18 protein-coding genes are annotated in these 22,914 nt (G+C 73.2%); 9 read left to right on the top strand and 9 right to left on the bottom strand.

From position 1 onward, the window contains the following. Positions 1 to 37: 37 nt before the first annotated feature. Positions 38 to 2,479 carry a SpoIIE family protein phosphatase gene (locus ACFY01_RS28895; protein WP_390738675.1) on the bottom strand — a complete coding sequence of 814 codons (2,442 nt, stop codon included), beginning with the start codon at positions 2,477 to 2,479 and terminating at the stop codon, positions 38 to 40. Positions 2,480 to 2,575: 96 nt separating this feature from the next. Continuing rightward, on the bottom strand, positions 2,576 to 4,951 hold the full coding sequence (locus ACFY01_RS28890) for a glycoside hydrolase family 65 protein (RefSeq protein ID WP_390738674.1): 2,376 nt from the start codon (positions 4,949 to 4,951) through the stop codon (positions 2,576 to 2,578). A gap of 84 nt (positions 4,952 to 5,035) precedes the next feature. On the opposite strand from ACFY01_RS28890, the gene ACFY01_RS28885 reads away from it, so the two are divergent. Next, the gene (locus ACFY01_RS28885) at positions 5,036 to 5,488 is read left to right on the top strand and encodes a universal stress protein (protein WP_390738673.1); all 453 of its coding nucleotides are present in this window, start codon (positions 5,036 to 5,038) and stop codon (positions 5,486 to 5,488) included. A gap of 217 nt (positions 5,489 to 5,705) precedes the next feature. On the opposite strand, the gene ACFY01_RS28880 is transcribed toward ACFY01_RS28885, so the two are convergent. Both ACFY01_RS28880 and ACFY01_RS28875 read right to left on the bottom strand, forming a co-directional pair. Next, positions 5,706 to 6,353 carry a helix-turn-helix domain-containing protein gene (locus tag ACFY01_RS28880; protein WP_390738672.1) on the bottom strand — a complete coding sequence of 216 codons (648 nt, stop codon included), beginning with the start codon at positions 6,351 to 6,353 and terminating at the stop codon, positions 5,706 to 5,708. 67 nt (positions 6,354 to 6,420) lie between these two features. After that, a complete protein-coding gene (locus tag ACFY01_RS28875) occupies positions 6,421 to 7,368 on the bottom strand; it encodes a universal stress protein (protein ID WP_390738671.1) in 948 nt (315 codons plus the stop codon). Positions 7,369 to 7,692: 324 nt separating this feature from the next. On the opposite strand from ACFY01_RS28875, the gene ACFY01_RS28870 reads away from it, so the two are divergent. The 5 genes from ACFY01_RS28870 (at position 7,693) to ACFY01_RS28850 (ending at position 13,600) form a co-directional block, all read left to right on the top strand. Further along, a complete protein-coding gene (locus ACFY01_RS28870) occupies positions 7,693 to 8,151 on the top strand; it encodes a Crp/Fnr family transcriptional regulator (protein WP_390738670.1) in 459 nt (152 codons plus the stop codon). Positions 8,152 to 8,192: 41 nt separating this feature from the next. Then, positions 8,193 to 8,858 (top strand): CBS domain-containing protein, encoded by a 666-nt coding sequence (locus tag ACFY01_RS28865; RefSeq protein ID WP_390738669.1) that lies wholly within the window; start codon positions 8,193 to 8,195, stop codon positions 8,856 to 8,858. Between the two features lie 37 nt (positions 8,859 to 8,895). Next, the gene (ppk2, locus tag ACFY01_RS28860; protein ID WP_390738668.1) at positions 8,896 to 9,699 is read left to right on the top strand and encodes a polyphosphate kinase 2; all 804 of its coding nucleotides are present in this window, start codon (positions 8,896 to 8,898) and stop codon (positions 9,697 to 9,699) included. 68 nt (positions 9,700 to 9,767) lie between these two features. After that, positions 9,768 to 11,501: a SulP family inorganic anion transporter gene (locus ACFY01_RS28855; RefSeq protein ID WP_390738667.1), complete on the top strand. Its 1,734-nt coding sequence runs from the start codon at positions 9,768 to 9,770 to the stop codon at positions 11,499 to 11,501. A 146-nt stretch (positions 11,502 to 11,647) separates the two neighbouring features. Beyond that, entirely contained in the window at positions 11,648 to 13,600 is a 1,953-nt protein-coding gene (locus tag ACFY01_RS28850) for a PAS domain S-box protein (RefSeq protein ID WP_390738666.1), read from the top strand. A 22-nt stretch (positions 13,601 to 13,622) separates the two neighbouring features. On the opposite strand, the gene ACFY01_RS28845 is transcribed toward ACFY01_RS28850, so the two are convergent. From ACFY01_RS28845 to ACFY01_RS28830, 4 genes are all read right to left on the bottom strand, one after another. Then, the gene (locus tag ACFY01_RS28845; protein WP_390738665.1) at positions 13,623 to 15,341 is read right to left on the bottom strand and encodes a GAF domain-containing protein; all 1,719 of its coding nucleotides are present in this window, start codon (positions 15,339 to 15,341) and stop codon (positions 13,623 to 13,625) included. A 134-nt stretch (positions 15,342 to 15,475) separates the two neighbouring features. Beyond that, complete coding sequence (locus ACFY01_RS28840; RefSeq protein WP_390738664.1) at positions 15,476 to 16,168, bottom strand: response regulator; 693 nt, start codon at positions 16,166 to 16,168, stop codon at positions 15,476 to 15,478. A 138-nt stretch (positions 16,169 to 16,306) separates the two neighbouring features. After that, a complete protein-coding gene (locus tag ACFY01_RS28835; RefSeq protein WP_390738663.1) occupies positions 16,307 to 18,691 on the bottom strand; it encodes a phosphoketolase in 2,385 nt (794 codons plus the stop codon). A 144-nt stretch (positions 18,692 to 18,835) separates the two neighbouring features. Further along, complete coding sequence (locus ACFY01_RS28830; protein ID WP_390738662.1) at positions 18,836 to 19,276, bottom strand: pyridoxamine 5'-phosphate oxidase family protein; 441 nt, start codon at positions 19,274 to 19,276, stop codon at positions 18,836 to 18,838. A 412-nt stretch (positions 19,277 to 19,688) separates the two neighbouring features. Between ACFY01_RS28830 and ACFY01_RS28825 the strand changes: the two genes are divergently transcribed. The 3 genes from ACFY01_RS28825 to ACFY01_RS28815 are packed head-to-tail and all read left to right on the top strand — an operon-like array spanning position 19,689 to position 22,415. Then, on the top strand, positions 19,689 to 20,342 hold the full coding sequence (locus ACFY01_RS28825; protein ID WP_390738661.1) for a hypothetical protein: 654 nt from the start codon (positions 19,689 to 19,691) through the stop codon (positions 20,340 to 20,342). Then, a complete protein-coding gene (locus tag ACFY01_RS28820) occupies positions 20,326 to 21,045 on the top strand; it encodes a hypothetical protein (RefSeq protein ID WP_390738660.1) in 720 nt (239 codons plus the stop codon). Before ACFY01_RS28825 ends, ACFY01_RS28820 begins: the two co-directional genes overlap by 17 nt. After that, positions 21,042 to 22,415, top strand: coding sequence for a M48 family metalloprotease (locus tag ACFY01_RS28815; RefSeq protein ID WP_390738659.1), 1,374 nt, complete (start codon positions 21,042 to 21,044; stop codon positions 22,413 to 22,415). The genes ACFY01_RS28820 and ACFY01_RS28815 overlap by 4 nt, the downstream gene beginning before the upstream one ends. Positions 22,416 to 22,458: 43 nt before the next feature. Here ACFY01_RS28815 and ACFY01_RS28810 read toward each other — a convergent pair whose 3' ends face one another. Further along, on the bottom strand, positions 22,459 to 22,914 hold the full coding sequence (locus ACFY01_RS28810; RefSeq protein WP_390738658.1) for a hypothetical protein: 456 nt from the start codon (positions 22,912 to 22,914) through the stop codon (positions 22,459 to 22,461).

The raw sequence follows: 22,914 nt of genomic DNA, 5'->3' as shown, positions 1-22,914 counted from the left end.
CAAGCCCTCCCTTCCGCCGGGTCGGCATCCGGCCGGGTCACGTACCGTCGGGCAGTTGTTGCTCGGTCCAGATCGTCTTGCCGTCGGATGTGTGGCGGGTGCCCCAGCGCTGGGCGACCTGGGCGACCAGGAACAGGCCCCGGCCTCCCTCGTCGGTGATGCGCGCCCCCCGCAGGTGCGGGGAGGTGTGGCTGGCGTCCGAGACCTCGCAGATCAGGGCGCTTTCGTGGATGAGCCGCAGCCTGATCGGCCCGTACGCGTGCTTGATGGCGTTGGTCACCAGTTCGCTCACGATCAGCTCGGTGGTGAACGCCACCTCTTCGAGACCCCACTGGGCGAGCTGGCGGGCGGCGTTGTTCCGGGCCACGTGCACCGCCGAGGGGTCCGCGGGGACGTCCCAGGACACGACGCGGTCGGGGCTGAGCGCGTGGGTCCGCGCGATGAGGAAGGCGACGTCGTCGCGCGGGCGTTCCGGCAGCAGGGTGCGGACCATGATGTCGCACAGTTCCTCGAGCGGCCGGTCGGGGTGGGCCAGGGTGAAGCACAGCCGCTCCATCCCCACGTCGACGTCCCGGTCCGAGGCCTCGATCAGTCCGTCGGTGTAGAGCGCGATGACGCTCCCCTCCTCCACCGTGATCTCGGCCGACTCGAACGGGAGGCCGCCGAGTCCCAGCGGCGGCCCGGCGGGGATGTCGGGGAACTCGACCGGCTCGCTCAGGTGGGCGATGGCAGGGCTGGGGTGCCCGGCGCGAGCCACCACGATGGTGCGGGTGACCGGGTCGTACACGGCGTACACACAGGTCGCGCCGACGACGACCGAGCCCTGCGCGGCGGCTTCGGCCTCGTCCGACAGCCGCATCACCAGGTCGTCCACGTGGGTCAGCAGTTCGTCCGGGGGCAGGTCCAGATCGGCCAGCGTCTGGACGGCGGCCCGCAGCCGCCCCATGCTGGCCGCGGCGTGCAGCCCGTGACCGACGACGTCTCCCACGACGAGCGCCACCCTGGCGCCGGAGAGCGGGATGACGTCGAACCAGTCGCCGCCCACCCCGGCCTCGGTGTCGGCGGGCAGGTAGCGGTAGGCGACCTCGACCGCGTTGTGCCGGGGCAGATCGGGCGGCAGCAGGCTGGTCTGGAGGGTGAGCGCGGCCTGGTGCTGCCTGGCGAAGCGCCGGGCGTTGTCGACGCACACGGCGGCCCGCGCCACCAGTTCCTCGACGAGGAGCAGATCGTCCTCGTCGAACGGGTCGGGGTTCTTCCAGCGCAGCAGGGTCACCACTCCCATGGTGATGCCGCGGGCCCGCAGCGGGACGACCAGGTGCGTGTGCACGCCGAGCCGGAGGAGTCTCGTCCACCGCTGGGAGTCGTCGACCAGCCACGGCGTCGCGGCGCTGACGACCTCGCGGATGGGCTTCCCGGTGGCCAGGCAGCGTTCCTGCGGGGACCGGGCCGGGTAGCGGGTGGCGGCGCCGATCTGCACGACCACTTCGGGGTGGTCCTCCTGGATCGACAGGTGGGCGGCACGGTGCAGCGTCGCCTCGCCCTGCCCGGGCCCCCTGGGCCGCTGCCCCTCCTTCCGCCCTTCCCGTCGTACCTCGTCCAGGAGGTCGATCGCCACGAAGTCGGCGATGCGCGGCACCACGACCTCCGCCAGCTCCTGCACCGTCCGGTCGAGGTCCAGGGTGGTCCCGATGTGTTCGCTGGCCTCGTTCAGCAGGGTCAGCCGGTCGCGTGCCGTGTCCTGGCCGGTGGCGTGGAGTGCGACGAGGCAGATGCCCAGCGTCTCGCCCTCGGCGTCCCGCACGGGAAAGAAGGAGCGCAACCTGAAGCTCCGTTCCCTGGTCCGGCGGGCCAGGCCGTGGCGGGGCGGCGCGTGGTCCAGGGTCACCTGGGGCTCCCCGGTGATGAGCGCGCGCCTGGCGTGACGGTTGCCGAGGAACGCCGGCTCACCGCCGCCGGTGATGGTTCCGGGTGCCTCGGCGTCGTCCGGCCGGCCCCCCTCCATCTCGGCCAGCGCGCGGTTGGCCCATTTCCAGCGCAGCTCGGTGTCCAGTACGGCGATACCGAGGGGGGACCGCACGAGCAGCCCGCGCGCGACCGCGTCGAAGAACTCGTACTCCAGCCGGTCCTTGACGTCGCAGGCGACGACGAGCCAGCCGTGGTGGCCGTCGGCGCCGACGAGGGGGCACATGCGGATCGAGAGGTCGACGGCGTGACCGGCGCGGTGCCGGGCGGCGAGGACGCCGGCCCAGCCGCGGTCCGTGCGCCTGAGCCCGGAGACGGCGGTGGCGAGGTTCCCGTCCGCCATCACGGATGCCACGGGGTGTCCGACCACGTCACGGGCCGGGTAGCCGATCAGGCGCTCCGCTCCCGGGCTCCAGGAGACGATCAGCTGATCGGCATCGGTGACCACCACGGCCGCGGACTCGATGTCGAACGGATCGGCCGGATCTGCACTGCCGAGAGCGCCGCTGACGCCCATATGCACGTCCCATCCCAGGGCCGGGCCCCCACGTGCCCATTGTCGCACCGAGGGTCGGGCCCCGCCGCGCCGGTGCACGCCCTCGGGTGGTGGACGTCAGGTGCACACGGGCGTGACCAGGCGGCATGTCTCGCCCGGCCGGACCCGGACGGCCCGGCCGCCCTGCCGGACGTCGATCGGGGAACGGTCCGACGGCGGAACGGTGATCTCCAGCAGGCCGTGCCCCAGCCGCAGCCGTACGCCCCAGTGCCCCCGGTAGCGGATGACGAAGCCGTACGAGGAGAGCTCCGGCAGCGGCACCGGGTCGAGCCGGAGCGTGCCCTCACGGGTCTCCAGTCCGGTCAGCCCGCGCTGCACCAGGTCGAGGGTGCCGGCCATGGCGCCCAGGTGCACCCCCTCGCCGGTGGTGCCGCCCTGGAGGTCCGCGATGTCCCCGCGGAGGGCCTCCTGGCAGTACGTCCACGCGTCGGCGCGCCGGGCCCGGGCGAGGACCCAGCCATGGACCAGGCCGCTGAGGGTGGAGCCGTGGCTGGTGCGGGCCAGGTAGTAGTCCACCGTGCGCGCCCAGGTGTCCTCCCCCAGGCGGTAACCCAGGCGGCGGAAGACGGCCTGGAGTTCGGCGGGCGAGAAGAGGTAGCCGAGCATCAGCGCGTCGGCCTGCTTGGAGGCCTTGTAGCGGTTGACGGTGTCGCCCTCCGCCTCCAGGATCCGGTCCAGGCGGCGGATGTCGCCGTAGCGCTTCCGGTAGTCCTCCCAGTCGAGTTCGGCGAGGTCGCGGTAGCCCTCGAACTGGCTGATGACGCCGTCGTGGAAGGGCACGTACAGCGTGCGGGAGACGTCCTGCCACCGCTGGAGCTCGGCGTCGTCCAGACCGGTGCGCTCGGCCAGTTCACGCCGGCGTGGTTCGGGCAGGCCGTCCAGCACCTCCAGCGTGCGGGCCAGCACCCAGGCGGCCGTGACATTGGTGTAGGCGTTGTCGTCGAGGCCGGCCCGCGGCGCTCCCGGGTAGGCGTCGTGGTATTCGTCGGGGCCCATCACGCCCCGGATGCGGTGCCGCCGCAGGCATTCGTCGTAGACGGCCGAGTCGGCCCAGAACCGGGCGATCTGAAGCAGCATCTCGGCGCCCTTGGTGTGCAGGAACTCCGCGTCACCGCTCGCCTCGCAGTACTGCCACACGTTGTACGCGATCGCCGAGCCCACATGGTGCTGGAGCCAGGAGTGGTCGGGCAGCCAGCGTCCCGAGCGCGGGTTGAGGTGCAGCCGCTGGGTCTCCTCACGTCCGTCGCTGCCGCTCTGCCACGGGTACGACGCCCCGCGCCGGCCGATCGACCGCGCGGCCGAGCAGGCCTGCTCCAGGCGGCGGTGGCGGTAGCGGAGCAGGGCGCGGGAGACCTCCGGGAAGTGCAGGTTCAGATACGGCAGGACGAACAGCTCGTCCCAGAAGACATGGCCGCGGTAGGCCTCCCCGTGCAGGCCCCGCGCCGGTACTCCCACGTCCAGGTCGGCGGTGTGCGGGGAGAGGGTCTGGAGCACGTGGAACAGGTGCAGCCGGAGAATGCCGCACGGCTCCCCCGGGACGTCGATGTCCGCCCGGCGCCACAGCTGGTCCCAAGCCGTGCGGTGCGTCTGGAGCAGCTCGTCGAAGCCGGGTGCGCGCCGTACCCGGTCGGTCGCGGCCCACAGCGGGTCGCTGATGGCGGGGTCGCGGGAGGTGTGCAGGGCGACGGTCTTGTCGACGGTGACGGTCCGGCCGGGGGCCAGGGCCAGGCGCATGCGCTGGACGGCCCGCCGGGGCTCGTGCTCCGGGGTGGCCGGCGCGTCGGCGGTCAGCCGGGCCGCCATGCCGATCCGGATGTCCGAGGTACGGGTGCGGCAGCGCAGCCACACGGTGCCGGGCCCGGCGTCGCCGGTGTGCACGTGGGTGAGGTGGCGGCCGTCCAGGTCCCGGTAGCGCGGCACACCGGCGTTCGTGACGGCGCCGTCCAGGGCCGCCTCCACGTCCAGGTCGACCGGGTGGCCCTCGACGGCGAACTCGGTGCGCAGGGCGGCCAGGTGGGGATCCGCCATGTGCACGAGCCGCTGCTGCCGCACCGCGAGCACGCGTCCCTCGCCCAGGGCGTACCTGGTCCGCCGCTCCAGGATCCCGGACACCGGGTGCAGCACGAGGCGGTGCTCCGGCACGGGCGCCGTGTCGGGTGTGAGCCATGGCCCGCCGGCTCGCCGGAAGCGGAGGGGAAGCCAGTTGGGGAGGTTGACGATGTCCTCGTTCTCGACCCGGCGGCCCGCGACCAGGGAGGTGAGCCGGTTGTAGCACCCCGCCGCGTAGGTGCCCGGGTAGTGCACGCCGTCGGCCGTGGATTCCGGGAGCGCCCCGCGGGTGGCGAAGTACCCGTTGCCCAGGGTGCACAGCGACTCCCTGAGCGGCTCGTCGGCGGGGTCGTAACCGACGTACTCCCACACCCGTTCCGTCATGGCGGCGGTCTCCCTCCGGCTGGCGAGGTCACGCGGGGCCGGGCAGCGTGGACGTAGTGACAACGACTGCTGAGCGAGGTGGCCATGGAACGCCCTGAGGCGGTACCACGGGTGGTGGTGGGCGTGGACGGTTCCCCGTCGTCGTACGCGGCGCTGCGCTGGGCGGTGCGGTACGCGCAGACCGTCGGCGGCGTCGTGGAGGCGGTCCTCGCCTGGGACACGCCGTCGGACGTCGGCTGGAGCGGGCCCGCGATCGATCCCGACTTCGACCTGCAACAGGCCCGGGAGCGGTTCGCGCACGAGCTGCGCACCGTCTTCCCGGACGGGCGCCCCGCCGGCCTGGAGGAACACCTGGTGGAGGGCAACCCCGCCGAGGTGCTGATCCGGGCCTCGGAGGATGCGGCGGTCCTCGTCGTGGGCCGCCGTGGGCGGGGCGGTTTCGCCCGGACGATGCTGGGCTCGGTCACCCATCGCTGTGCCCAGCACGCGGCCTGCCCGGTCATCGTGGTCCCCCAGGGCCGGGACGCCCCGCGGTGATCCGTACGCCGGTGCCGTCGACGGCCCCGGCCGGGGAGACGGACGAGGCGGAAAGGACCACATCCGCTTCTCGCGGATCCGGATTGCGCGGTGCGCGGCCCGTGGCCGCTTCCCCGCGTCTGGAGGAGGCCCTTTCCGCCCTTCCCATGGAACCACCGCGCGGCCGTCGGCACGAGGGCCGAGTGGGCCTCCCGGGGGGTCCGCCCGTCCGGCACGGTCACCAGACGTCGATGCGGCGGCCCGTGAGGGTGGCGATCTCGATGCGCACCCAGACGTCGCGCTCGCCTCCGGCCCACGGCGTGCTGTAGGCGCCTTCGGCGAGGCGGCGTACGTCGTCGGGGTCGGTCACCGTGTCGGCGGGGCCGCGCACCAGGACGCTCCAGCCCTGGCTCAGCGCGTCGTCCACGCGGTCGACCTCGAAGGCCACCTCGTGGCCGATCCCCTCGGCGGGTACGGAACCCGGCTGGGTCCGGAAGACGATGGCGTCGTCGACGACGCTGTAGTTGACGGGGACGACGACGGGCGCCTGTTCGGTGGACACCGCGAGCCTGCCCACACCGTGCGTCGACAGCAGCCTGCGGCACTCCTGCTCGGCCAGTTCGCTCAGGCGCGGGGCGCGGGCGGCGTGCCCGATGCCGGGCGGCAGGTCGACGAGGCCGCCGCCGAGCTCCGTGAGGCTGGTGCGCAGCGCCCCGGCCAGCCTGAGCAGGGTGCCTGAATCCGGTGCCGCGGTGCTGTGCTCCTCCAGGTGCGCGAGGTACCCGGGGGCCATGCCGGCCCGGAAGGCCACCTCCTCCCGGGTGAGCCCCAGTTCCGTGCGCCGCTGTTCGATGCGGCGTCCGAGGTCGCCCTGCCGTTCGGCCATGGTCACTCACTCCTCGGGGCCGTGCTGCGGATCCGTCTTCCGAGTATCCGCACCTTCGTCGCCGGTTTCATTCCGATATGCCGTACGTGCCGTCCGTGACGTCTGCGCCGTCCGTGCCGTCCGTGCCGTCCGTGGTGGACGGCCGCGACGGTACGACCGCCACCGGGCAGTGGGCGTGGTGCAGCAGTGTGTGCGCGACCCGGCCGAGCTGGAGCCCGAAGTAGTGGTGCCGACGGCGGGCGCCGATGACGACGAGGTCGGCGGCGGCCGAGCGGTCCACGAGCACCTTCCGGGCCGGGCCCTCCACCGTGGTGCGGCGCACCCGGAGGTCCCGATGGCCGGCGGTCGCGTCGTCGAGCAGTGTGTCGAGCAGGTCGGAGGCCTGCTGCTCGTGCCGGTGCGTGGACTCCCCGGCGAGCAGGAGGTGGTCGGCGCTGCGGTGTGCGGGGCGGCGCCAGACGCGTACGGCGTCGAGGACACAGCCGCGTGCCTCGGCCTCCTGGACGGCGAAGCGCACGGCGTCGCCGCCGGTCGCCGGGTCGCCCACGCCGAGCAGGACGCGCTCATGGGTGGCCGCCAGGCCGGCCCGGTCCCCGCGGACGACGATCACCGGGCAGTGGGCGCGGGCGGCCACGGTCAGACCGACCGAGCCGAGCAGCAGCCCCTTGATCCCGCCCCGGCCACGTGTTCCCGTGACCAGGGCGAAGGCGTTGTCGCCTTCGCGCAGCAGGGCGTCCACCGCCTCCTGGGGAAGGATGTCGGTGGTCGTCTTCACGTCCGGGTTGCGCGCCCGGGCCCGCTCCGCCGCCGAGGCGACGATGTCCTCGGCCATCATCTGCTCGGAGGGGCGCTCCGGGCTGCCCGCCTGCACGGTGCCCTCGTAGCGCTCCCAGAGGGAGGCGTACACCAGCCGCAGCTGGAGCCCGCGGCGGGCGGCCGCGTCCACCGCCCAGTCGACCGCCGTCAGGCTGGACTCCGATCCGTCCACACCCACGACCACGGGCAGTTCCGTCATCGGGCTCACCGCCTTTCGCCGGGCTGCCACCGCGTGCAGCAGAGGACTCCACTGCCACCGTCGCACGCGACGGCGCGCGGTGGTGAGGGCCGTTCGGCCCCGCCGGAGCCCGCGCGGTCCCCCTGCACGGGTCCGCTTCCGCCCGGCAGGCCACCGGCCGGCCCGTACGCGCCGCGGTCGGCGGCCGCGGCCTGGGCCGATCGGCCCCGCGACAGGACCGGGCGGCCCGTGGTGCCCGGCGTCGCCGCGGCGGAGGCTGGAGTCAGCAGCCCCACGACGCTCCGCCGCCAGGCCGTCGCGGCGGGAACGAAAGGAGCCGGAACGATGACCTCCACCACCACTGTGACCGCGGCTCTCCCGGCCGGCCACCGGGAACGCCTGATGCACGTCGCCCGCGAAGTCTCCTTCCCCGTCGGCACCCGGCTGTTCGAAGAAGGCCGGCGCGCCGACCGGTTCTGGATCATCCGCACCGGTTCCGTCGCCCTCGACCTGCACGTCCCCGGCCGCCGCCCCGCCGTCATCGAGACCCTCGGCCACGGCGAACTCGTCGGCTGGTCCTGGCACTTCCCGCCGCACGTCTGGCAGCTGGGCGCCGAGGCCACCAGCCCCGTGCGCGCCTGGGAGTTCGATGCCGAAGCCGTACGCGCGATGTGCGCCGACGACCCCGAGTTCGGGCGCGCCATCGCCGTCTGGATCGGCCAGGTCACCGCCCACCGCCTCCACTCCACCCGCATGCGGCTCCTCGACCTCTACGCCCCCTACGGCAGCGGCAGCCGGTTCTGACCGGTCTGCGCCGTGCCCCTTCTCATCCTCGGGAGGAGACCATGCCCAGCAGCCCGTACACCGTCAGCGACGTGATGACGCACACCGTCGTGGCGGTGGGCCGCGACGCCCCGTTCAAGGACATCGTCCAGCTCATGGACGAGTGGAAGGTCAGCGCCCTGCCCGTGCTGGAGGGCGAGGGCCGCGTGGTCGGCGTCGTCTCCGAGGCAGACCTGCTGCCCAAGGAGGAGTTCCGCGACAGCGACCCCGACCGGTTCACCCAGCGCCGGCGCCTCGACGACCTCGCCAAGGCCGGAGCGCTCAGCGCGGGCGAGCTGATGTCCGCGCCCGCCGTCACCGTGCACGCGCGCGCCCCGCTCGCCGAGGCCGCGCGCATCATGGCGCAGCGCAGGGTCAAGCGGCTGCCCGTCGTCAACGACGAGGGTCTCCTCGAAGGTGTCGTCAGCCGTGCCGATCTGCTGAAGGTCTTCCTGCGCGGCGAGGAGGACATCGCCGACGAGGTGCGCAGCGAGGTGGTCGGCCTTCTCTTCCCGGCCCCCCTCGAACCGATCCAGGTGCGGGTCCACGACGGTGTCGTCACCCTCACCGGCCGGATCCGTGACAGCTCGCTGGTGCCCGTCGCCGCCCGCATGGTGCGCGCCGTCGAGGGCGTGGTCGACGTCGAGTGCGACCTGAGCACCGGATCGGTGTGGAGCGATCGGCGGTGACCTGCCGGGACGCGGCGCCGAGGAGAGAATGGGCCGCATGGCCGAGAAGAACGCGGCGGCGCTGCCCCGCAAGACGTACGAGAGTGAACTGCTGCGTCTCCAGACGGAACTGGTCCGGCTCCAGGAGTGGGTGCGGGCGCAGGGCGCCCGGCTGGTCGTCGTCTTCGAGGGACGGGACGCGGCCGGCAAGGGCGGCACGATCAAGCGGGTCACCGAGCACCTCAACCCGCGTGTCGCCCGGATCGCGGCGCTGCCCACGCCGACCGAGCGGCAGCGTACCCAGTGGTACTTCCAGCGGTACGTCGAGCATCTGCCGGCCGCCGGTGAGATCGTGCTGTTCGACCGGTCCTGGTACAACCGCGCCGGTGTCGAACACGTCATGGGCTTCTGCACCAAGGAGGAGCACCAGCTCTTCCTGCGCCAGTGCCCGATCTTCGAGCGGATGCTGGTGGAGGACGGGATCCTGCTGCGCAAGTACTGGTTCTCGGTGAGCGACGCGGTGCAGCAGGAGCGCTTCCGGCGCCGCCTGGAGGATCCGCTGCGGCGCTGGAAGCTGTCGCCGATGGACCTGGAGTCGATCACCCACTGGGAGGCGTACTCGCGGGCCAAGGACGAGATGATGGTGCACACCGACATCGCCGAAGCGCCCTGGTACGTGGTCGAGAGCGACGACAAGCGCCGGGCGCGGCTGAACATGATGGCCCACCTGCTGGCGTCGGTCCCCTACCACGAGGTGCCGCCGCCGGTGCTCGAACTGCCCGAGCGGCCGGCGTCCACCGGCTACCAGCGTCCGCCGCGCGATCTCCAGACCTATGTACCCGACCACTCGGCCGGCCTGTGAGCCGGTCGGCCCGTCCCGGGGGCGCAGCCGCGGGCGGACGCTGAAGCGGACACGTCGGGAGGAGGCCCATGGCCACGAGCACGGGCGGGCGCGCGGCCCGGCTGCGCGGCCTGGCGCCGGGGGTCGCGATCCTGGTCCACTACCGCCGCGCCTGGCTGCACGGTGACCTGCTGGCCGGTGTGACGGTGGCCGCGTACCTGGTGCCGCAGGTGATGGCGTACGCGTCCGTGGCCGGACTGCCGCCGGTGACCGGCCTGTGGGCGATCCTGCCCGCGCTCGCCCTGTACGCGCCGCTGGGTTCGTCCCGGCTGCTGTCCGTGGGCCCCGAGTCGACGACCGCGCTGATGACGGCGACCGTCGTGGGCCCGCTCGCGGCCGGGAACGCGGGCCGGTACGCCACGCTGGCGGCCGCGCTCGCGGTGACCGTCGGGCTGCTGTGCCTGGTGGCCTGGGCGACGCGGCTCGGCTTCCTCGCGGATCTGCTGTCCCGGCCGGTCCTGACGGGCTATCTGGCCGGTGTGGCGCTCATCATGAGCGTGGACCAGCTGCCCAAGCTGACCGGGGTGCCGACGACGGGAACGGAGTTCTTCCCGCAGCTGTGGTCCTTCCTCCGCGGGCTGCCGGACGTCCACCCGGCGACACTCCTGTTCTCCGCCGCGGCACTGGTCCTGCTGTTCACCCTGCCGCGCGTGGTCCCGGGCGTGCCGCCGCCACTGGCCGTGCTGGTGCTCGGCACGGCGGTCGTGGCCGCGTTCGACCTGGACGAGCGGTTCGGTATCGCGGTGATCGGCGCCATCCCCTCGGGCCTGCCCCAGGTCGCCTGGCCGCACCTGGCCGCGCTGCCGCGGCTGGCGCTGCCGGCGCTCGGCGTGCTGCTGGTCGCCTACACGGACTTCGTGCTCACGGCGCGGGCCTTCCGCGCCCCCGACGACCCCGAGCACGACCCCGACCAGGAGTTCCTGGCGCTGGGCGCCGCCAACCTCGGCGCGGGCGTCCTGCACGGCTTCCCGGTGAGCAGCAGCGCCAGCCGCACCGCGCTCGCCTCCTCGGCCGCGGCCCGCAGCCAGCTGTACTCCCTGGTGGCCGGTGCGGTCGTGCTCGCCGTGCTGCTCTTCCTCGGCCCGCTGCTGTCCCGTACCCCGTCGGCGGTGCTCGGCGCGCTCGTCGTCTACGCCGCCGTACGGATGACCGACCTCGCCGGGTTCCGCCGCCTGGCCGCGTTCCACCGCCGCGAACTGCTGCTGGCGCTCGGCTGCCTGGCCGGGGTCCTCGTGCTGGGCATCCTCTACGGTGTGCTGGTCGCCGTCGGCCTGTCGGTGGCGGTGCTGCTGGTGCGGGTGGCCCGGCCGCACGACGCGGTGGAGGGCCTGGTGCCCGGCCTGGCGGGCATGCACGACGTCCGTGACTATCCGCAGGCGCGCACGGTTCCCGGGCTCGTGGTCTACCGCTACGACTCGCCCCTGTTCTTCGCCAACGCCGAGGACTTCCGGCACCGGGCGCTGGCCGCGGTGGACGCCCAGGACGGCCCGGTGCACTGGTTCGTGCTCAACACCGAGGCCAATGTCGACGTCGACATCACCGCCCTGGACGCCGTGGACGAGCTCCGCCGCGAGCTGGTCCGGCGCGGCGTGGTCTTCGCCCTGGCCCGGGTCAAGCAGGACCTGCGCGAGGACCTCGACGCGTACGGGCTGACGGAGTCGGTCGGGGCGGACCGTGTCTTCCCGACCCTGCCGACCGCGGTGGCCGCCTACCGGCAGTGGGCCACGGAATCGGGCCGAGGGGACAAAGGCGACCCGATCTGAACAGCCGGGGACGCACAGGGGAACGGTTCGGTCACCGGCCCGACGCTTTCCGGCCACTGCCCTGACATGACGCGACAAGTCGGGGCGGCGGGTTCCCGGATGCGTTGGGATGGCGCCAGCAACACGAGCGACCTGGCGGTGTGGGTATGAACGCATTCGTGGAGGGGCCGGCCCGGACGGCCGACCCGGCGGTGCTGGAGCAGTGCCGGTGCGGTGCCCGGTTGCCCCAGGGCGGGCCGTCCGCGGCCGAGGACCGGTTCCGGGGGCTGCTGGAGGCGGCGCCGGACGCCATGGTCATCGTCGACGACACCGGCATCATCCGGCTGGTCAACGCCCAGACGGAGGCCCTGTTCGGCTACCGGCGCGAGGAACTCCTCGGCCGTCCGGTCGAGTTGCTGGTACCGCACCGCTTCCGGGCTCACCACACCCGGCACCGCGACGGGTACGCCGCCAACCGGCAGGTGCGTCCGATGGGAGCGGGTCTTGAACTGCACGGGCTGCGCAAGAACGGCAGCGAGTTCCCCGTGGAGATCAGCCTGAGCCCCATGGAGACGGCGGACGGGCTGCTGGTGTCGGCGGCCGTGCGCGACGTCAGCGACCGCAAGGCGGCCGAGGCGCGGATCAACGAACTCGCCGCGCTCGTGGAGTCCTCCCAGGACGCCATCCTCGCCAAGACCCTCGACGGGTACATCACCTACTGGAACGCCGCGGCCGGACGGCTGTACGGCTACACGGCCGAGGAGGCCATCGGCCAGCACGTGTCCCTGCTCGCCCCGGCCGAACGCCAGGACGACATCCGCGCGCTGCTGAAGCGGCTGCGGCACGGGGAGAAGGTCGAGCACTTCGAGACCCTGCGGGTCACCAAGAACGGCGCCCTGCTGGACGTCGACGTCACGCTGTGGCCGACCCGGGACACCGGGGGCAAGGTCGTCGGCGCGTGCGCGATCGTCCGCGACATCAGTGACCGCAAGCGCGCGGAGGCCGAGCTCACCGTCCTGCTGGAGCAGCAGCGGCACATCGCCCTCACCCTTCAGCGCAGCCTCATGGGAACGCCTCCCGCCCTGCCCGGTCTGGACACCGCCAGCCGCTACCGGCCCGCCACCCAGGGCGCCGGTGTCGGCGGTGACTGGTTCGACCTGATACCGCTGGGCGCCGGACGGGTCGGGGTCCTCATCGGCGATGTGATGGGCCGCGGGCTGGAGGCGGCCGCCGTGATGGGCCAGCTGCGCTCGGCCGCGCACGCACTCGCCAAGACGGGAATGCAGCCGCGCCAGCTGATGCAGGCCCTCGACACCGTCGTCACCGATCTGGACGTCCCCGACCAGCTGGTCACCTGCTGCTACCTGATCATCGCGCCGGACGCGGGCACCGTGACGGTCTGTTCGGCCGGGCATCTGCCGACCCTCGTCGTCGGCCCCTGGGAGGGCGTCCGCGCCCTTTCCACACCGGTCAACGCCCCGCTCGGCGTCGGCGGCGTCCTCTACGAACAGTCCTGCACGGCCATGGCGCCCGGCGCCACGCTCGTGCTGTACACCGACGGTCTGATCGAGACGCCCGGCAGCGACATCGAGGCGCGGATCGGTGAACTCACCACCGTCCTCGACACCTTCTTCCCGCAGGCCTCCGGGCTGGAGGCGGCCGCCGACCGGGTGCTCGCCGAACTGCTCCCCGACGCCGACGGTCACAACGACGACGTGACGCTCCTGCTGGCCCAGCTCCCGGCGGCGCCCCTGGCCGCCGTCACCACCGACCTGGCCGCGACCCCGGCCTCCGTTCCCGAGGGGCGGGCGTTCCTCAACCGGACCCTGACCTCGTGGGAGTGCGCCGCGGCGGCCGACGACGCCCTCCTGCTGCTGTCCGAGACCCTGACCAACGCGGTGCAGCACGCCGAAGGGCCTCTGGGGCTGCGCCTGTGCCGCACCGCCACCGATCTCACCGTCGAGGTCAGCGACCGCAGCCCGCACCTTCCCCAGCCCCGCCTCGCGTCCGAGGACGAGGAGTCCGGCCGGGGCCTGTTCCTGGTCCGCACCCTCGCCGACAGCTGGGGGGTGCGGCCGACGGACGAGGGCAAGACGACCTGGTTCACCCTGAGGCTGTGAGCGGGGAGAACCGTGCCCCGCCCTAGCGCAGAGGCGCGTGCCACACCAGCCTGGCCCCGCCGCCCTCCGGGGTGGTGATCTCCATGTCGCCGCCCAGCTTCCGGGCCCGTTCCGTCATGTTGGCGAGGCCGCTGCGGCGGCCACCGGGCGGTATGCCGACGCCGTTGTCGGTGACCGTGAGCCGGACCTCGGTGCCGTCGGTCTCCAGCACCACCTCGGCCCGGTCGGCGCGGGCGTGCCGGGCGATGTTGGTGAGGGCCTCGGAGAGCACGGCCACGATGTGGTCGGCGGTCCCCTGCGGCACATGGGTGTCGAGCAGGCCCTCCATCCGGACGCTGGGCGCGAAGCCCAGCACCGGCGCGGCGCCGCCGGCCACCCGCACCGCGCGGGCCCGCAGCCCGGGTGCCTCGTCGTCCTCGCGGGTGCGCAGGCCGAAGATCGTCGACCTGATGATCTTGATGGTCTCGTCCAGGTCGTCCACGGCCCGCAGCACCCGCTCGGAGGCCTCCGTGTGCTGGATGAACCGGCCCGCGCTCTGCAAGGTCATGCCGGTGGCGAACAGCCGTTGGATGGCCAGGTCGTGCAGGTCCCGGGCGATCCGGTCGCGGTCCTCCAGCAGCGCTATCTGCTCGGCGTCCCGGCGGCGCTCCGCGAGCTCCATGGCGACGGCGGCCTGTGCGGCGAAGACCTGCAACTGCTCCGTCTCCTGATCGGAGAAGTCGCTCGCGTCCGTCTGCCGGGCCAGCAGGACCACGCCCCGGACCCGGTCCCCCAGACCGATGGGGACGGCCACCGCCGGGCCCAGACCGGCGAACCGGGGCGGCCCCGCCGAGACCCGCGCGTCGTGCGCGACGTCCGGGCTGCTCACCGGAGCGCCGAGAGCGAAGGCCTGCCCGGTGAGGGTGCCCTCCAGGGGCAGCACCAGCCCCTGGTGCGCCTCGGCCTCCCGTCCGATGGCCAGTTCCACCGCGAGGGTGTCGGTGTCCTTCATGGGAATCGCCACCGCGGCGAGGGCCGCTCCGGTGATCTCCCGTGCCCGCTCGGCGATCAGCCCCAGGACCTCGTGTTGTCCGGTGCCGGACATCAGACTGCTGGTGATCTCCGCGTTGGCCTCCAGCCAGCGCTCGCGGAGCCGGGACTCCTCGTACAGGCGGGCGTTGTCGATCGCCACACCCGCCGCCACGGCCAGCGTCGACAGCACCGACTCGTCGTCCTCGTCGAACTTCAGGCCGCCGCGCTTCTCCGTCAGGTACAGGTTGCCGAAGACCTGGTCGTGCACCCGGATGGGAACGCCGAGGAAGGTGTTCATGGGCGGGTGGTGAGGCGGGAAGCCGTACGACGAGGCGTGCTCGGAGAGCTTCGGCAGCCGCAGCGGCTCGGGGTGGCGGATCAGCTCCCCGAGGATGCCGTGGCCCTCCGGGAAGGGGCCGATCCGGGCGACCTCCTCGTCGCTCACCCCGACCGTGATGAACGCCGACAGCCGCTTGCCGTCCGAGCCGATCACGCCGAGTGCCGCGTACTCGGCGTCGACCAGGGCCGCGGCGGCCTCCACGATGGCGCGCAGCGCCTGCTCCAGCTCCAGCTCGCGGCCGACGGAGAGCACCGCCGCCAGCAGGCTGTGCACCCGGTCCCGGGTGCCGCGGGCCGCGTCCAGCCGGGCCTGCAACTCCTCCAGCAGTTCGTCCAGCCGCAGCTGCGGAAGCCGCACACGCGCCTCGCGAGGTTCCTCGCCGCTCCCCACACCGGCCTCCCAGCCCGCGTCGCAAACCAACAGCCGCCCGCTCAACTGCCACACTAGCGGGCCCGGTGAGGGGACGGCACGGGCGGACGCAGGGGTAGCCCGGCGCCGTGGCCGCGCGCCGCGGCCACCCCGTCTCAGTCCCCCTCGGCGCGCTGTCGGTCCTGGGCCTGGGTGGCGATGACGGCGGCCTGGACGCGGCGCTCGACGCCGAGCTTGGCGAGCAGGCGGGAGATGTGGTTCTTCACCGTCTTCTCGGCGAGGTACAGCCGCTCGCCGATCTGGCGGTTGGTGAGGCCCTCACCGATCAGCGCCAGGATCTCCCGCTCCCGCTCGGTCAGTCCGGGCAGGGCGTCCGGCTTCTCCTCCTGCCGCGGTCCGCCCCGCAGCCTGGCCATGAGCCTGGTGGTGGCGCTCGGGTCCAGCAGCGACTGGCCGCCGGCCACCGTGCGCACCGCCGAGACCAGGTCCGAGCCCCGGATCTGCTTCAGGACGTACCCGGACGCGCCCGCCATGATCGAGTCGAGCAGTGCCTCCTCGTCGTCGAACGAGGTCAGCATCAGGCAGGCCAGCTCCGGCAGCCGCGAGCGCAGTTCCCGGCACACGGTCACGCCGTCGCCGTCCGGCAGGCGGACGTCGAGGACCGCCACGTCCGGGCGCAGGGCGGGGACGCGCACCAGGGCCTGCTCGGCGGTGGCGGCCTCACCGACCACCGTGATGTCCGGTTCGTCGTTCAGCAGGTCGTGCACCCCGCGCCGTACCACCTCGTGGTCGTCGAGGAGGAAGACGCGGATCGGGGTGCCCGGGCCGGCCTGGTCGCGGTCCGCCATCGGTCGCTCCTTGGGAAGTGTCCGGCATGGAGGTTTCGCATGAGTGTTCGGCGTAGGTGTTCGGCCTTCACCCGCATCCTTGCCCGTCGCCGGTACCGGGGACCAGGGCCGGCCGGCCCTGGTTCCCGTTGCCGCCGTTCAGCCGCTCCACACCCAGTCGGCCACCTCGGGCAGGTCCGTGCCGTGCTCCCGGATCCACAGGTGATGGCGCTGCCGGGCGTCCTCCATGCGCTGGCGCACGGGCGCGGCCCGCACCGCCAGGCCGGGGACGCGGTCGATGACGTCCATCACGAGGCGGTAGCGGTCCAGGTCGTTGCGGACCACCATGTCGAACGGCGTGGTCGTGGTGCCGATCTCCTTGTAGCCGCGCACGTGCAGGTGGTGATGGCCCTCGCGCCGGTAGGTCAGGCGGTGGATCAGCCACGGGTAGCCGTGGTACGCGAAGATCACCGGCTTGTCGGCGGTGAACAGCCCGTCGTACTCGAAGTCGCTCATCCCGTGCGGGTGTTCCTCGCCGGGCAGCAGCCGGGCGATGTCGACGACGTTCACCACCCGCACGGCCAGCCCGGGCAGGTGCCGGCGCAGCAACTGGGCGGCGGCCAGCACCTCCTGGGTCGGGACGTCACCCGCGCAGGCCAGCACCACGTCCGGTTCCCGGGTGCCGTCCTCGGTGCCGGCCCACTCCCAGATGCCGGCGCCGCGTGCGCAGTGGACCTTGGCCTCCTCCATCGACAGCCAGTCGAAGCAGGGCTGCTTGCCCGCCACGACGACGTTGACGTAGTCGCGGCTGCGCAGCACGTGGTCGGCCACCGACAGCAGGGTGTTGGCGTCCGGCGGCAGGTAGACCCGCACCGCTTCCGGGCTCTTGTTCAGGATGTGGTCGACGAAGCCCGGGTCCTGGTGGGAGAAACCGTTGTGGTCCTGGCGCCACACGTGCGACGTGAGCAGGTAGTTGAGCGAGGCGATGGGGGCGCGCCAGGGCAGGCGGCGGGTGGTGCGCAGCCACTTGATGTGCTGGTTGACCATGGAGTCGACGATGTGCACGAAGGCCTCGTAGCAGGAGAACAGCCCGTGCCGGCCGGTGAGGAGGTAGCCCTCCAGCCAGCCCTGGCAGGTGTGTTCGGAGAGGATCTCCATCACGCGGCCGTGCCGGTCGAGGTGTTCGTCCACCGGCAGGGTGCCGGCCTGCCAGGCCTTGCCGCTGGCCGCGTAGACGGCCTGGAGGCGGTTGGAGGCGGTCTCGTCGGGGCCGACGAGGCGGAAGTCGCGGCGGTCGGCGGTGGCGGCCATGACGTCCTGGAGCATGTCGCCGAGGACGCGGGTCGGTTCGTGCAGGGTCGCGCCGTGCTTGTCGACCGCGACGGCGTAACGCTCCAACGGCGGCAGGGGCAGTTCGCGCAGCAGCAGCCCGCCGTTGGTGTGCGGGGTGGCGCCGAGCCGGCGGGTGCCCGCCGGGACGCAGGCCAGGACGTCGGGGCGCGGGGCGCCGTGCTCGTCGAACAGTTCCTCGGGGCGGTACGAGCGCAGCCACCGCTCCAGTTGCCGCAGGTGCTCCGGGTTGTCCCGTACGGCGGCCAGCGGTACCTGGTGGGCGCGCCAGGTGCCCTCCACGGGCAGTCCGTCGACCTCGGCCGGGCCGGTCCAGCCCTTCGGGGTGCGCAGCACGATCACCGGCCAGCGGGGCCGGTCCGTGGCCCCGTCCTCGCGGGCGGCGCGCTGGAGAGCGGTGATCTTGTCGACGGCGGTGTCCAGGGCGACGGCCATCGCGCGGTGCACGGCCGCCGGGTCGTCGCCGGTGACGTGGATCGGGTCGTGGCCGTAGCCCCTGAGGAGGTCGTCGAGTTCGCTCTCGGGCAGCCGGGACAGCACCGTCGGGTTGGCGATCTTGTAGCCGTTCAGGTGGAGGACGGGCAGGACGGCCCCGTCGCACACCGGGTCCAGGAACTTGTTCGAATGCCAGGAGGCGGCCAGCGGTCCGGTCTCCGCCTCGCCGTCGCCGATCACACAGGCGACCAGCAGGTCCGGATTGTCGAGGGCGGCGCCGTAGGCGTGCGAGAGGGAGTAGCCCAGCTCGCCGCCCTCGTGGATCGAGCCCGGGGTCTCCGGGGCCACGTGGCTGGGCACTCCGCCGGGGAAGGAGAACTGCTTGAACAGGCGGGCCATGCCGGCCGCGTCCCGGGTGACGTCCGGGTAGGTCTCGGTGTACGACCCCTCCAGCCAGGAGTTGGCCAGGACGGCGGGTCCGCCGTGGCCGGGGCCCCAGATGCACAGGGCGTCGAGGTCACGCGCCTTGATGACGCGGTTGAGGTGGGTGTGCACCAGGTTGAGGCCGGGTGAGGTGCCCCAGTGGCCGAGCAGGCGCGGCTTGACGTGCTCGGGGCGCAGCGGTTCGGTCAGCAGGGGGTTGGCCATGAGGTAGATCTGGCCCACGGAGAGGTAGTTCGCGGCGCGCCAGTGGGCGTCCAGGGTGGCGAGCTCCTCGTCCGTGAGCCCGGGGGACACCTGCTGCGTGTCGACGGACATCGGGGGTTCCTTCCGGGTCGGGCGGCGATCGGGGGCGTGACGCGTGCCGGAAGGGCACAGCACCACCCTCCGGTGGGCCTCCGGGTACCCGACAGGGCCGTTCGGTCCACGTTCGTGGGCCGAGCCGCCCGTACGGGTCGCGGCTCAGGGCTCGAGGTCCACCCCGTACAGGGTCCGCCCGCCGGTGAGCTCGCGCCCGGTGACCAGCTCCGGGTGGATGCGTATGAACACCTCCCGGGGGGACGGTGCCCAGGAGCGCGGGCCGGTCCGGGTGAGCCGCCGCTGCTCGGCGGGGTCGGTCACGACCGTGGCCCGGCCGGTGACGACGACACTCCATCCCGCGCGCCTGGCCGCGTCGACCTCGTCCGCCTCGAAGGCGACCACCGTGCCGTCGACCGCGTCGGCCAGCTCCGAGGCCGCCGAGGTGCGCAGCAGCACCGCGCCGTCGTCGTCCAGGCAGAAGTTGACCGGCAGCACCGCGGGCAGGGCGCGGCGCGTGTGCACGATGCGGCCGACCGGCACGTTCGTCAGCAGACGGAGGCACTCCTGGCGGTCGAGCTCGCGGAATCCGTCATTGGCATACATGGCCGGTCCGTCTCTCGTCTCTCACCTGTTCCACCTGGTTCAGCGGTATCGCTCCATCGTCTGTCCGCGGCGGGCACCGGGTAAGGGACCTTCGGCCCTCGCCCGCCGGAGAGCGGCCCTGGCCGGCAGGCGGTGTCCGCGCCTGAGAGATTTTTATCTGTCTTCGCTTCGAAGATGTCATTCATGGGATTTTCCGCTCTTTAGGGCGGTAGCGGCCTCCCTGTTCCGTATAGTCCGGTCGGCGGGTGCCTGGGCACCCGGAGGGGGAGACATGATGGCTCGTCAAGAGCGGCGAAGAGCCGCCGTGTTGGCTTGCGTACTGCTGGGCTGCCTCACGGGCCTCACCGCGTGCGGCGGTGACGGTGGCGCAGGGTCGCGGGCGTCGACGGGCGCCGGCGCACCGGGGACGACCGTGTCGACGGGCACGACCGGCACGGAGACGGCGACCGCGACGCCGGCCGGGACGCCGACCGAGGAGGAGACGGAGGCTCCGGAGCCGGTGACCACCCCGGACGACTCCACGGCGACCGAGACGGACTCGGCGGACACGGAGACGTCGTCGGGGGTACCGCGCGGCACGTGGACCGGCACCGCGCACGTCAGCGTGGACTTCGCCGACCCGGGGTGCGCCGCCGCCTCGCGGTCCTACGACCTTCCCGCGACGCTGATCATCGACGATCCGGTCGGATCCGAGAGCAACTCCTTCCACCTCTCCTGGGCCAGCGACAGCCAGACGGCGGAAGGGGCCTTCGGAGTGACCTCCGCGCTCAGCGGAACCGACACCACCGACGGCCGCGGTGTGGAGATCGAGTACTGGTCGCTTTCGGACGACGGCGGAGGGGACCTCTCCGGCCGGCTCACCGACTCCGCCGCCGCCCAGGGCGCCGCGCTCAACCTCGTCTTCGTGCCCAAGCCGCTGTTCCAGTGCGGCAGTTACACGAACTACCCCTACGGCATGGCGGTGGGTACGAGCCTGGAGGGGACCGTCACCGGCGCCTCCGCCTCCCTGACCCTCAGCGGCACCTCGGCCGACGGCACCAGGAGCTTCCGTGTCGAATGGTCCTAGCGGTACGGCGCTCCTGGACGACTGGGCCGGGCGCATCGCGTCGGCGGCCGCCCCGGACGAGATCGACTTCGCCGGTCACACCGCCCGGGTGTACACGCGCGGCGGCCGAGGACGCCGGGTGCTGCTGCGCTCGGCCCCCTCGGTCCCGGGGGGCACCGGAGGCACCCTCGCCGCAGCCGTGCTGCCGATGCTGTGGGACGCGCTGGCGGCTTCGTACACGCTGCTGAAGGCGGCTCTGGGATCGTCCGTCCTCGCGAACGCCATCTCCGCGTCCGCCCTGCTGCTCGCCCTGCGTGAGCCCCGCGACCGGAGTCCGGCCCCGGACGCCGTGCCCGGACCGCAGCCCGGATCAGAGCCCGGCCCCGGGCCAGAGGGCCCGGAGCCGGACGCGGACGAGGCGGCCGAGCTGGCTGTGCTGGCGGGTGCGGTGGCGGAGGTGTCGCGCTGTCTCCAGGACCGGGGTATGCGGCGCCCGTCGGCCGACCTGGCCGCCGCCCGGGCCGTGGCGGCCCTGCACGCCGGCCGCGACGCGGGGGCCGTCGCCTTCCTCGCCCTGCTGGCGGGCGTACGGGTGCCGGACACGGAGGACCCCGCTGCCGCGTCCGGCGTCCGGGTCGGCCTGCGCCGACTGGCCGCCGGATTGCCGAGGCCGCGCCGACGGCCGGATCGCCGGGCGGACCGACGGGCGGGACGGTCCGGATGAGGCCGCGCGCCGGGGGCGGCGGGACGCCGTCGGCACCGCCCCCGTGGCTGTGGCTGCTGATGGCCGCCTACCTGTGGCAGCTGCCGTCGGGAGTCGGCTGGTGGCGCGCGCAGATCCGGGACCTGTGGACCGACCGGGGCGGCTACAGCGCGGAGGTCGTCGCGAGCCCGGGCTTCGCCGCGCTGAGGGTGTCCACGGTGAGCCAGCTGATGCCCACGCTGGTGCTCGTCGCCGGGCTGTTCACGGTGGCGGTCCCGCACGTCCGGGGCCGGTACACGCGATGGCGCTACCGCCTCACCGACGTGACCGCGTTCGACGACGGCACCGCCGACGCCACGGGGCAGGAGGGGCTCGCCGGTCTGCGGCGGGCGGCGCGGACCTGGGCGCCGGGTACCACGCTGGCGGTGTCGATGTGGGGCGAGAGCCCGCCCGCCCGGGTCTACGCGACCGGCTGGCGCGAGCGACGGATCGCCGTCTCCCTGGAGTTCGTCGCCCTGTGGCGGCGCAGCCCCGACCGGGCCCGGGCGTTGCTGGTGCACGAGGTGGGCCACCTCGACTGCGGCGAACACCTCGTCGCCGGCCTGGGCAGCCCGTTCACCCGCACGGTACAGGTCTGGCCCGTGGTGTTCCTGGCTTCCGGGGTCGCGCCGCTGGTCTGGCTGGCGGCGCGGCACGAACCGACCTCGTCACTGATGTGGGCCCAGGTCGTCGTCGTGCTGTCGAAGGCGACGGTCGTGATGGTGCCGGTGGCGGCCCTGTGGTGTGCCGAACTGGCGGCCGACCGGTACGCGGTGGCGGTGAGCGGGCCCGCCACCGTGGCGCAGGCGCTGCACGAGCTGCGGCCGCCGGGGCGGCGGCACGGGTTCTGGAACGTGACCCATCCGCCCATGAGGCTGCGCCGGTGGTGTGTCGAGCGGGCCGACCGGCCCGTGGTGCCGGTGCTGCTGACCGTCGCCGGTCCCCTGGCGTTGCTGGCGCACGCCACCGTCGTGACCCTGCTGGGCGGCGTGGCCCTCGTCCTGGCGGGCGACCCGCTGCCGGCGGCGGTCGCGAGCAGCCTGGAACTGGCCCACCGGAACCTGCTCACGGTGCCCTTGTGGGCGGCCGTCGTCTGTGTGGTCCTGGTGTGGCCGGAACTGGCGGCGGTGTGGCTGCGCCTGTGGCGCGGCCGGGCCGGGGCCGCCGTCGTACCGGACGCCACGGCTCCGCCCGGAGTGTTCGCCATGGGGCACTGGACGGTGCGGGCGGCGGCCCTGGTGCTGCCCGCCCTCGTTCTCGCCGTCGCCCTGCTGCCGCCCACCGGCGCCATCGACCGCGATCCGGTGCTGCGCCCGTCCACCGCGTCGGCGGAGACCGCCTCACACCCATGACCGGCGCATGCGCGGCGCAGTGGTACGGCAGCAGTGAGCGCCGTCAGTGGCGGGGGCACGCGGTGTGGTCGGGGTGCCCCGTCGTGCGGCGGCATTCCTTCAGCTCCGCCTCGTACAGGTGGTCCTTGCCGTCGGCGAGTTCCCGGCGCGCCCCGGCTTCCAGTTCGGCGAACGGCCGGTAGTAGGTGGCGTTGTACTCCTCGACGATCTGGAACGTCCAGTGCCCCGGGATGACGTTGCGGCCCAGGATCTCCCGCTGCACGCGGTCCGCCCAGTCGTCATGGCCGGCCGCGCGCAGCAGTTCCACCGCGCGGTCCAGCTCGAAGTCGGCGCTGCCGGTGAGCTGGTGGAAGGAGTACAGGTGGCCGCGGGCCCGCTCGGTCGTCTCCAGCGCCTTCGACAACGACCCCAGTGCCTCCACCGTCTCGTCGGACAGGTCCGCGGGCCGCCGGTGGTCCGCGTCAGGGCCGTCCTCGGGACCGTCATGGTGAACAGTCAT

Origin of the sequence: Streptomyces sp. NPDC001480, from assembly GCF_042894725.1 — a bacterium.
GTDB lineage: Bacteria > Actinomycetota > Actinomycetes > Streptomycetales > Streptomycetaceae > Streptomyces.
Note: the sequence above shows the minus strand (reverse complement) of the source record. Positions and strands in the feature narration are given on the sequence as shown.

What these genes read in the sequence shown, in the direction of transcription:
- ACFY01_RS28895 (WP_390738675.1), bottom strand. Translation starts at nt 2,479, where the DNA reads ATGGGCGTCAGCGGCGCTCTCGGCAGTGCAGATCCGGCCGATCCGTTC.
- ACFY01_RS28890 (WP_390738674.1), bottom strand. Translation starts at nt 4,951, where the DNA reads ATGACGGAACGGGTGTGGGAGTACGTCGGTTACGACCCCGCCGACGAG.
- ACFY01_RS28885 (WP_390738673.1), top strand. Translation starts at nt 5,036, where the DNA reads ATGGAACGCCCTGAGGCGGTACCACGGGTGGTGGTGGGCGTGGACGGT.
- ACFY01_RS28880 (WP_390738672.1), bottom strand. Translation starts at nt 6,353, where the DNA reads ATGGCCGAACGGCAGGGCGACCTCGGACGCCGCATCGAACAGCGGCGC.
- ACFY01_RS28875 (WP_390738671.1), bottom strand. Translation starts at nt 7,368, where the DNA reads ATGACGGAACTGCCCGTGGTCGTGGGTGTGGACGGATCGGAGTCCAGC.
- ACFY01_RS28870 (WP_390738670.1), top strand. Translation starts at nt 7,693, where the DNA reads ATGACCTCCACCACCACTGTGACCGCGGCTCTCCCGGCCGGCCACCGG.
- ACFY01_RS28865 (WP_390738669.1), top strand. Translation starts at nt 8,193, where the DNA reads ATGCCCAGCAGCCCGTACACCGTCAGCGACGTGATGACGCACACCGTC.
- ppk2 (WP_390738668.1), top strand. Translation starts at nt 8,896, where the DNA reads ATGGCCGAGAAGAACGCGGCGGCGCTGCCCCGCAAGACGTACGAGAGT.
- ACFY01_RS28855 (WP_390738667.1), top strand. Translation starts at nt 9,768, where the DNA reads ATGGCCACGAGCACGGGCGGGCGCGCGGCCCGGCTGCGCGGCCTGGCG.
- ACFY01_RS28850 (WP_390738666.1), top strand. Translation starts at nt 11,648, where the DNA reads ATGAACGCATTCGTGGAGGGGCCGGCCCGGACGGCCGACCCGGCGGTG.
- ACFY01_RS28840 (WP_390738664.1), bottom strand. Translation starts at nt 16,168, where the DNA reads ATGGCGGACCGCGACCAGGCCGGCCCGGGCACCCCGATCCGCGTCTTC.
- ACFY01_RS28835 (WP_390738663.1), bottom strand. Translation starts at nt 18,691, where the DNA reads ATGTCCGTCGACACGCAGCAGGTGTCCCCCGGGCTCACGGACGAGGAG.
- ACFY01_RS28830 (WP_390738662.1), bottom strand. Translation starts at nt 19,276, where the DNA reads ATGTATGCCAATGACGGATTCCGCGAGCTCGACCGCCAGGAGTGCCTC.
- ACFY01_RS28815 (WP_390738659.1), top strand. Translation starts at nt 21,042, where the DNA reads ATGAGGCCGCGCGCCGGGGGCGGCGGGACGCCGTCGGCACCGCCCCCG.
- ACFY01_RS28810 (WP_390738658.1), bottom strand. Translation starts at nt 22,914, where the DNA reads ATGACTGTTCACCATGACGGTCCCGAGGACGGCCCTGACGCGGACCAC.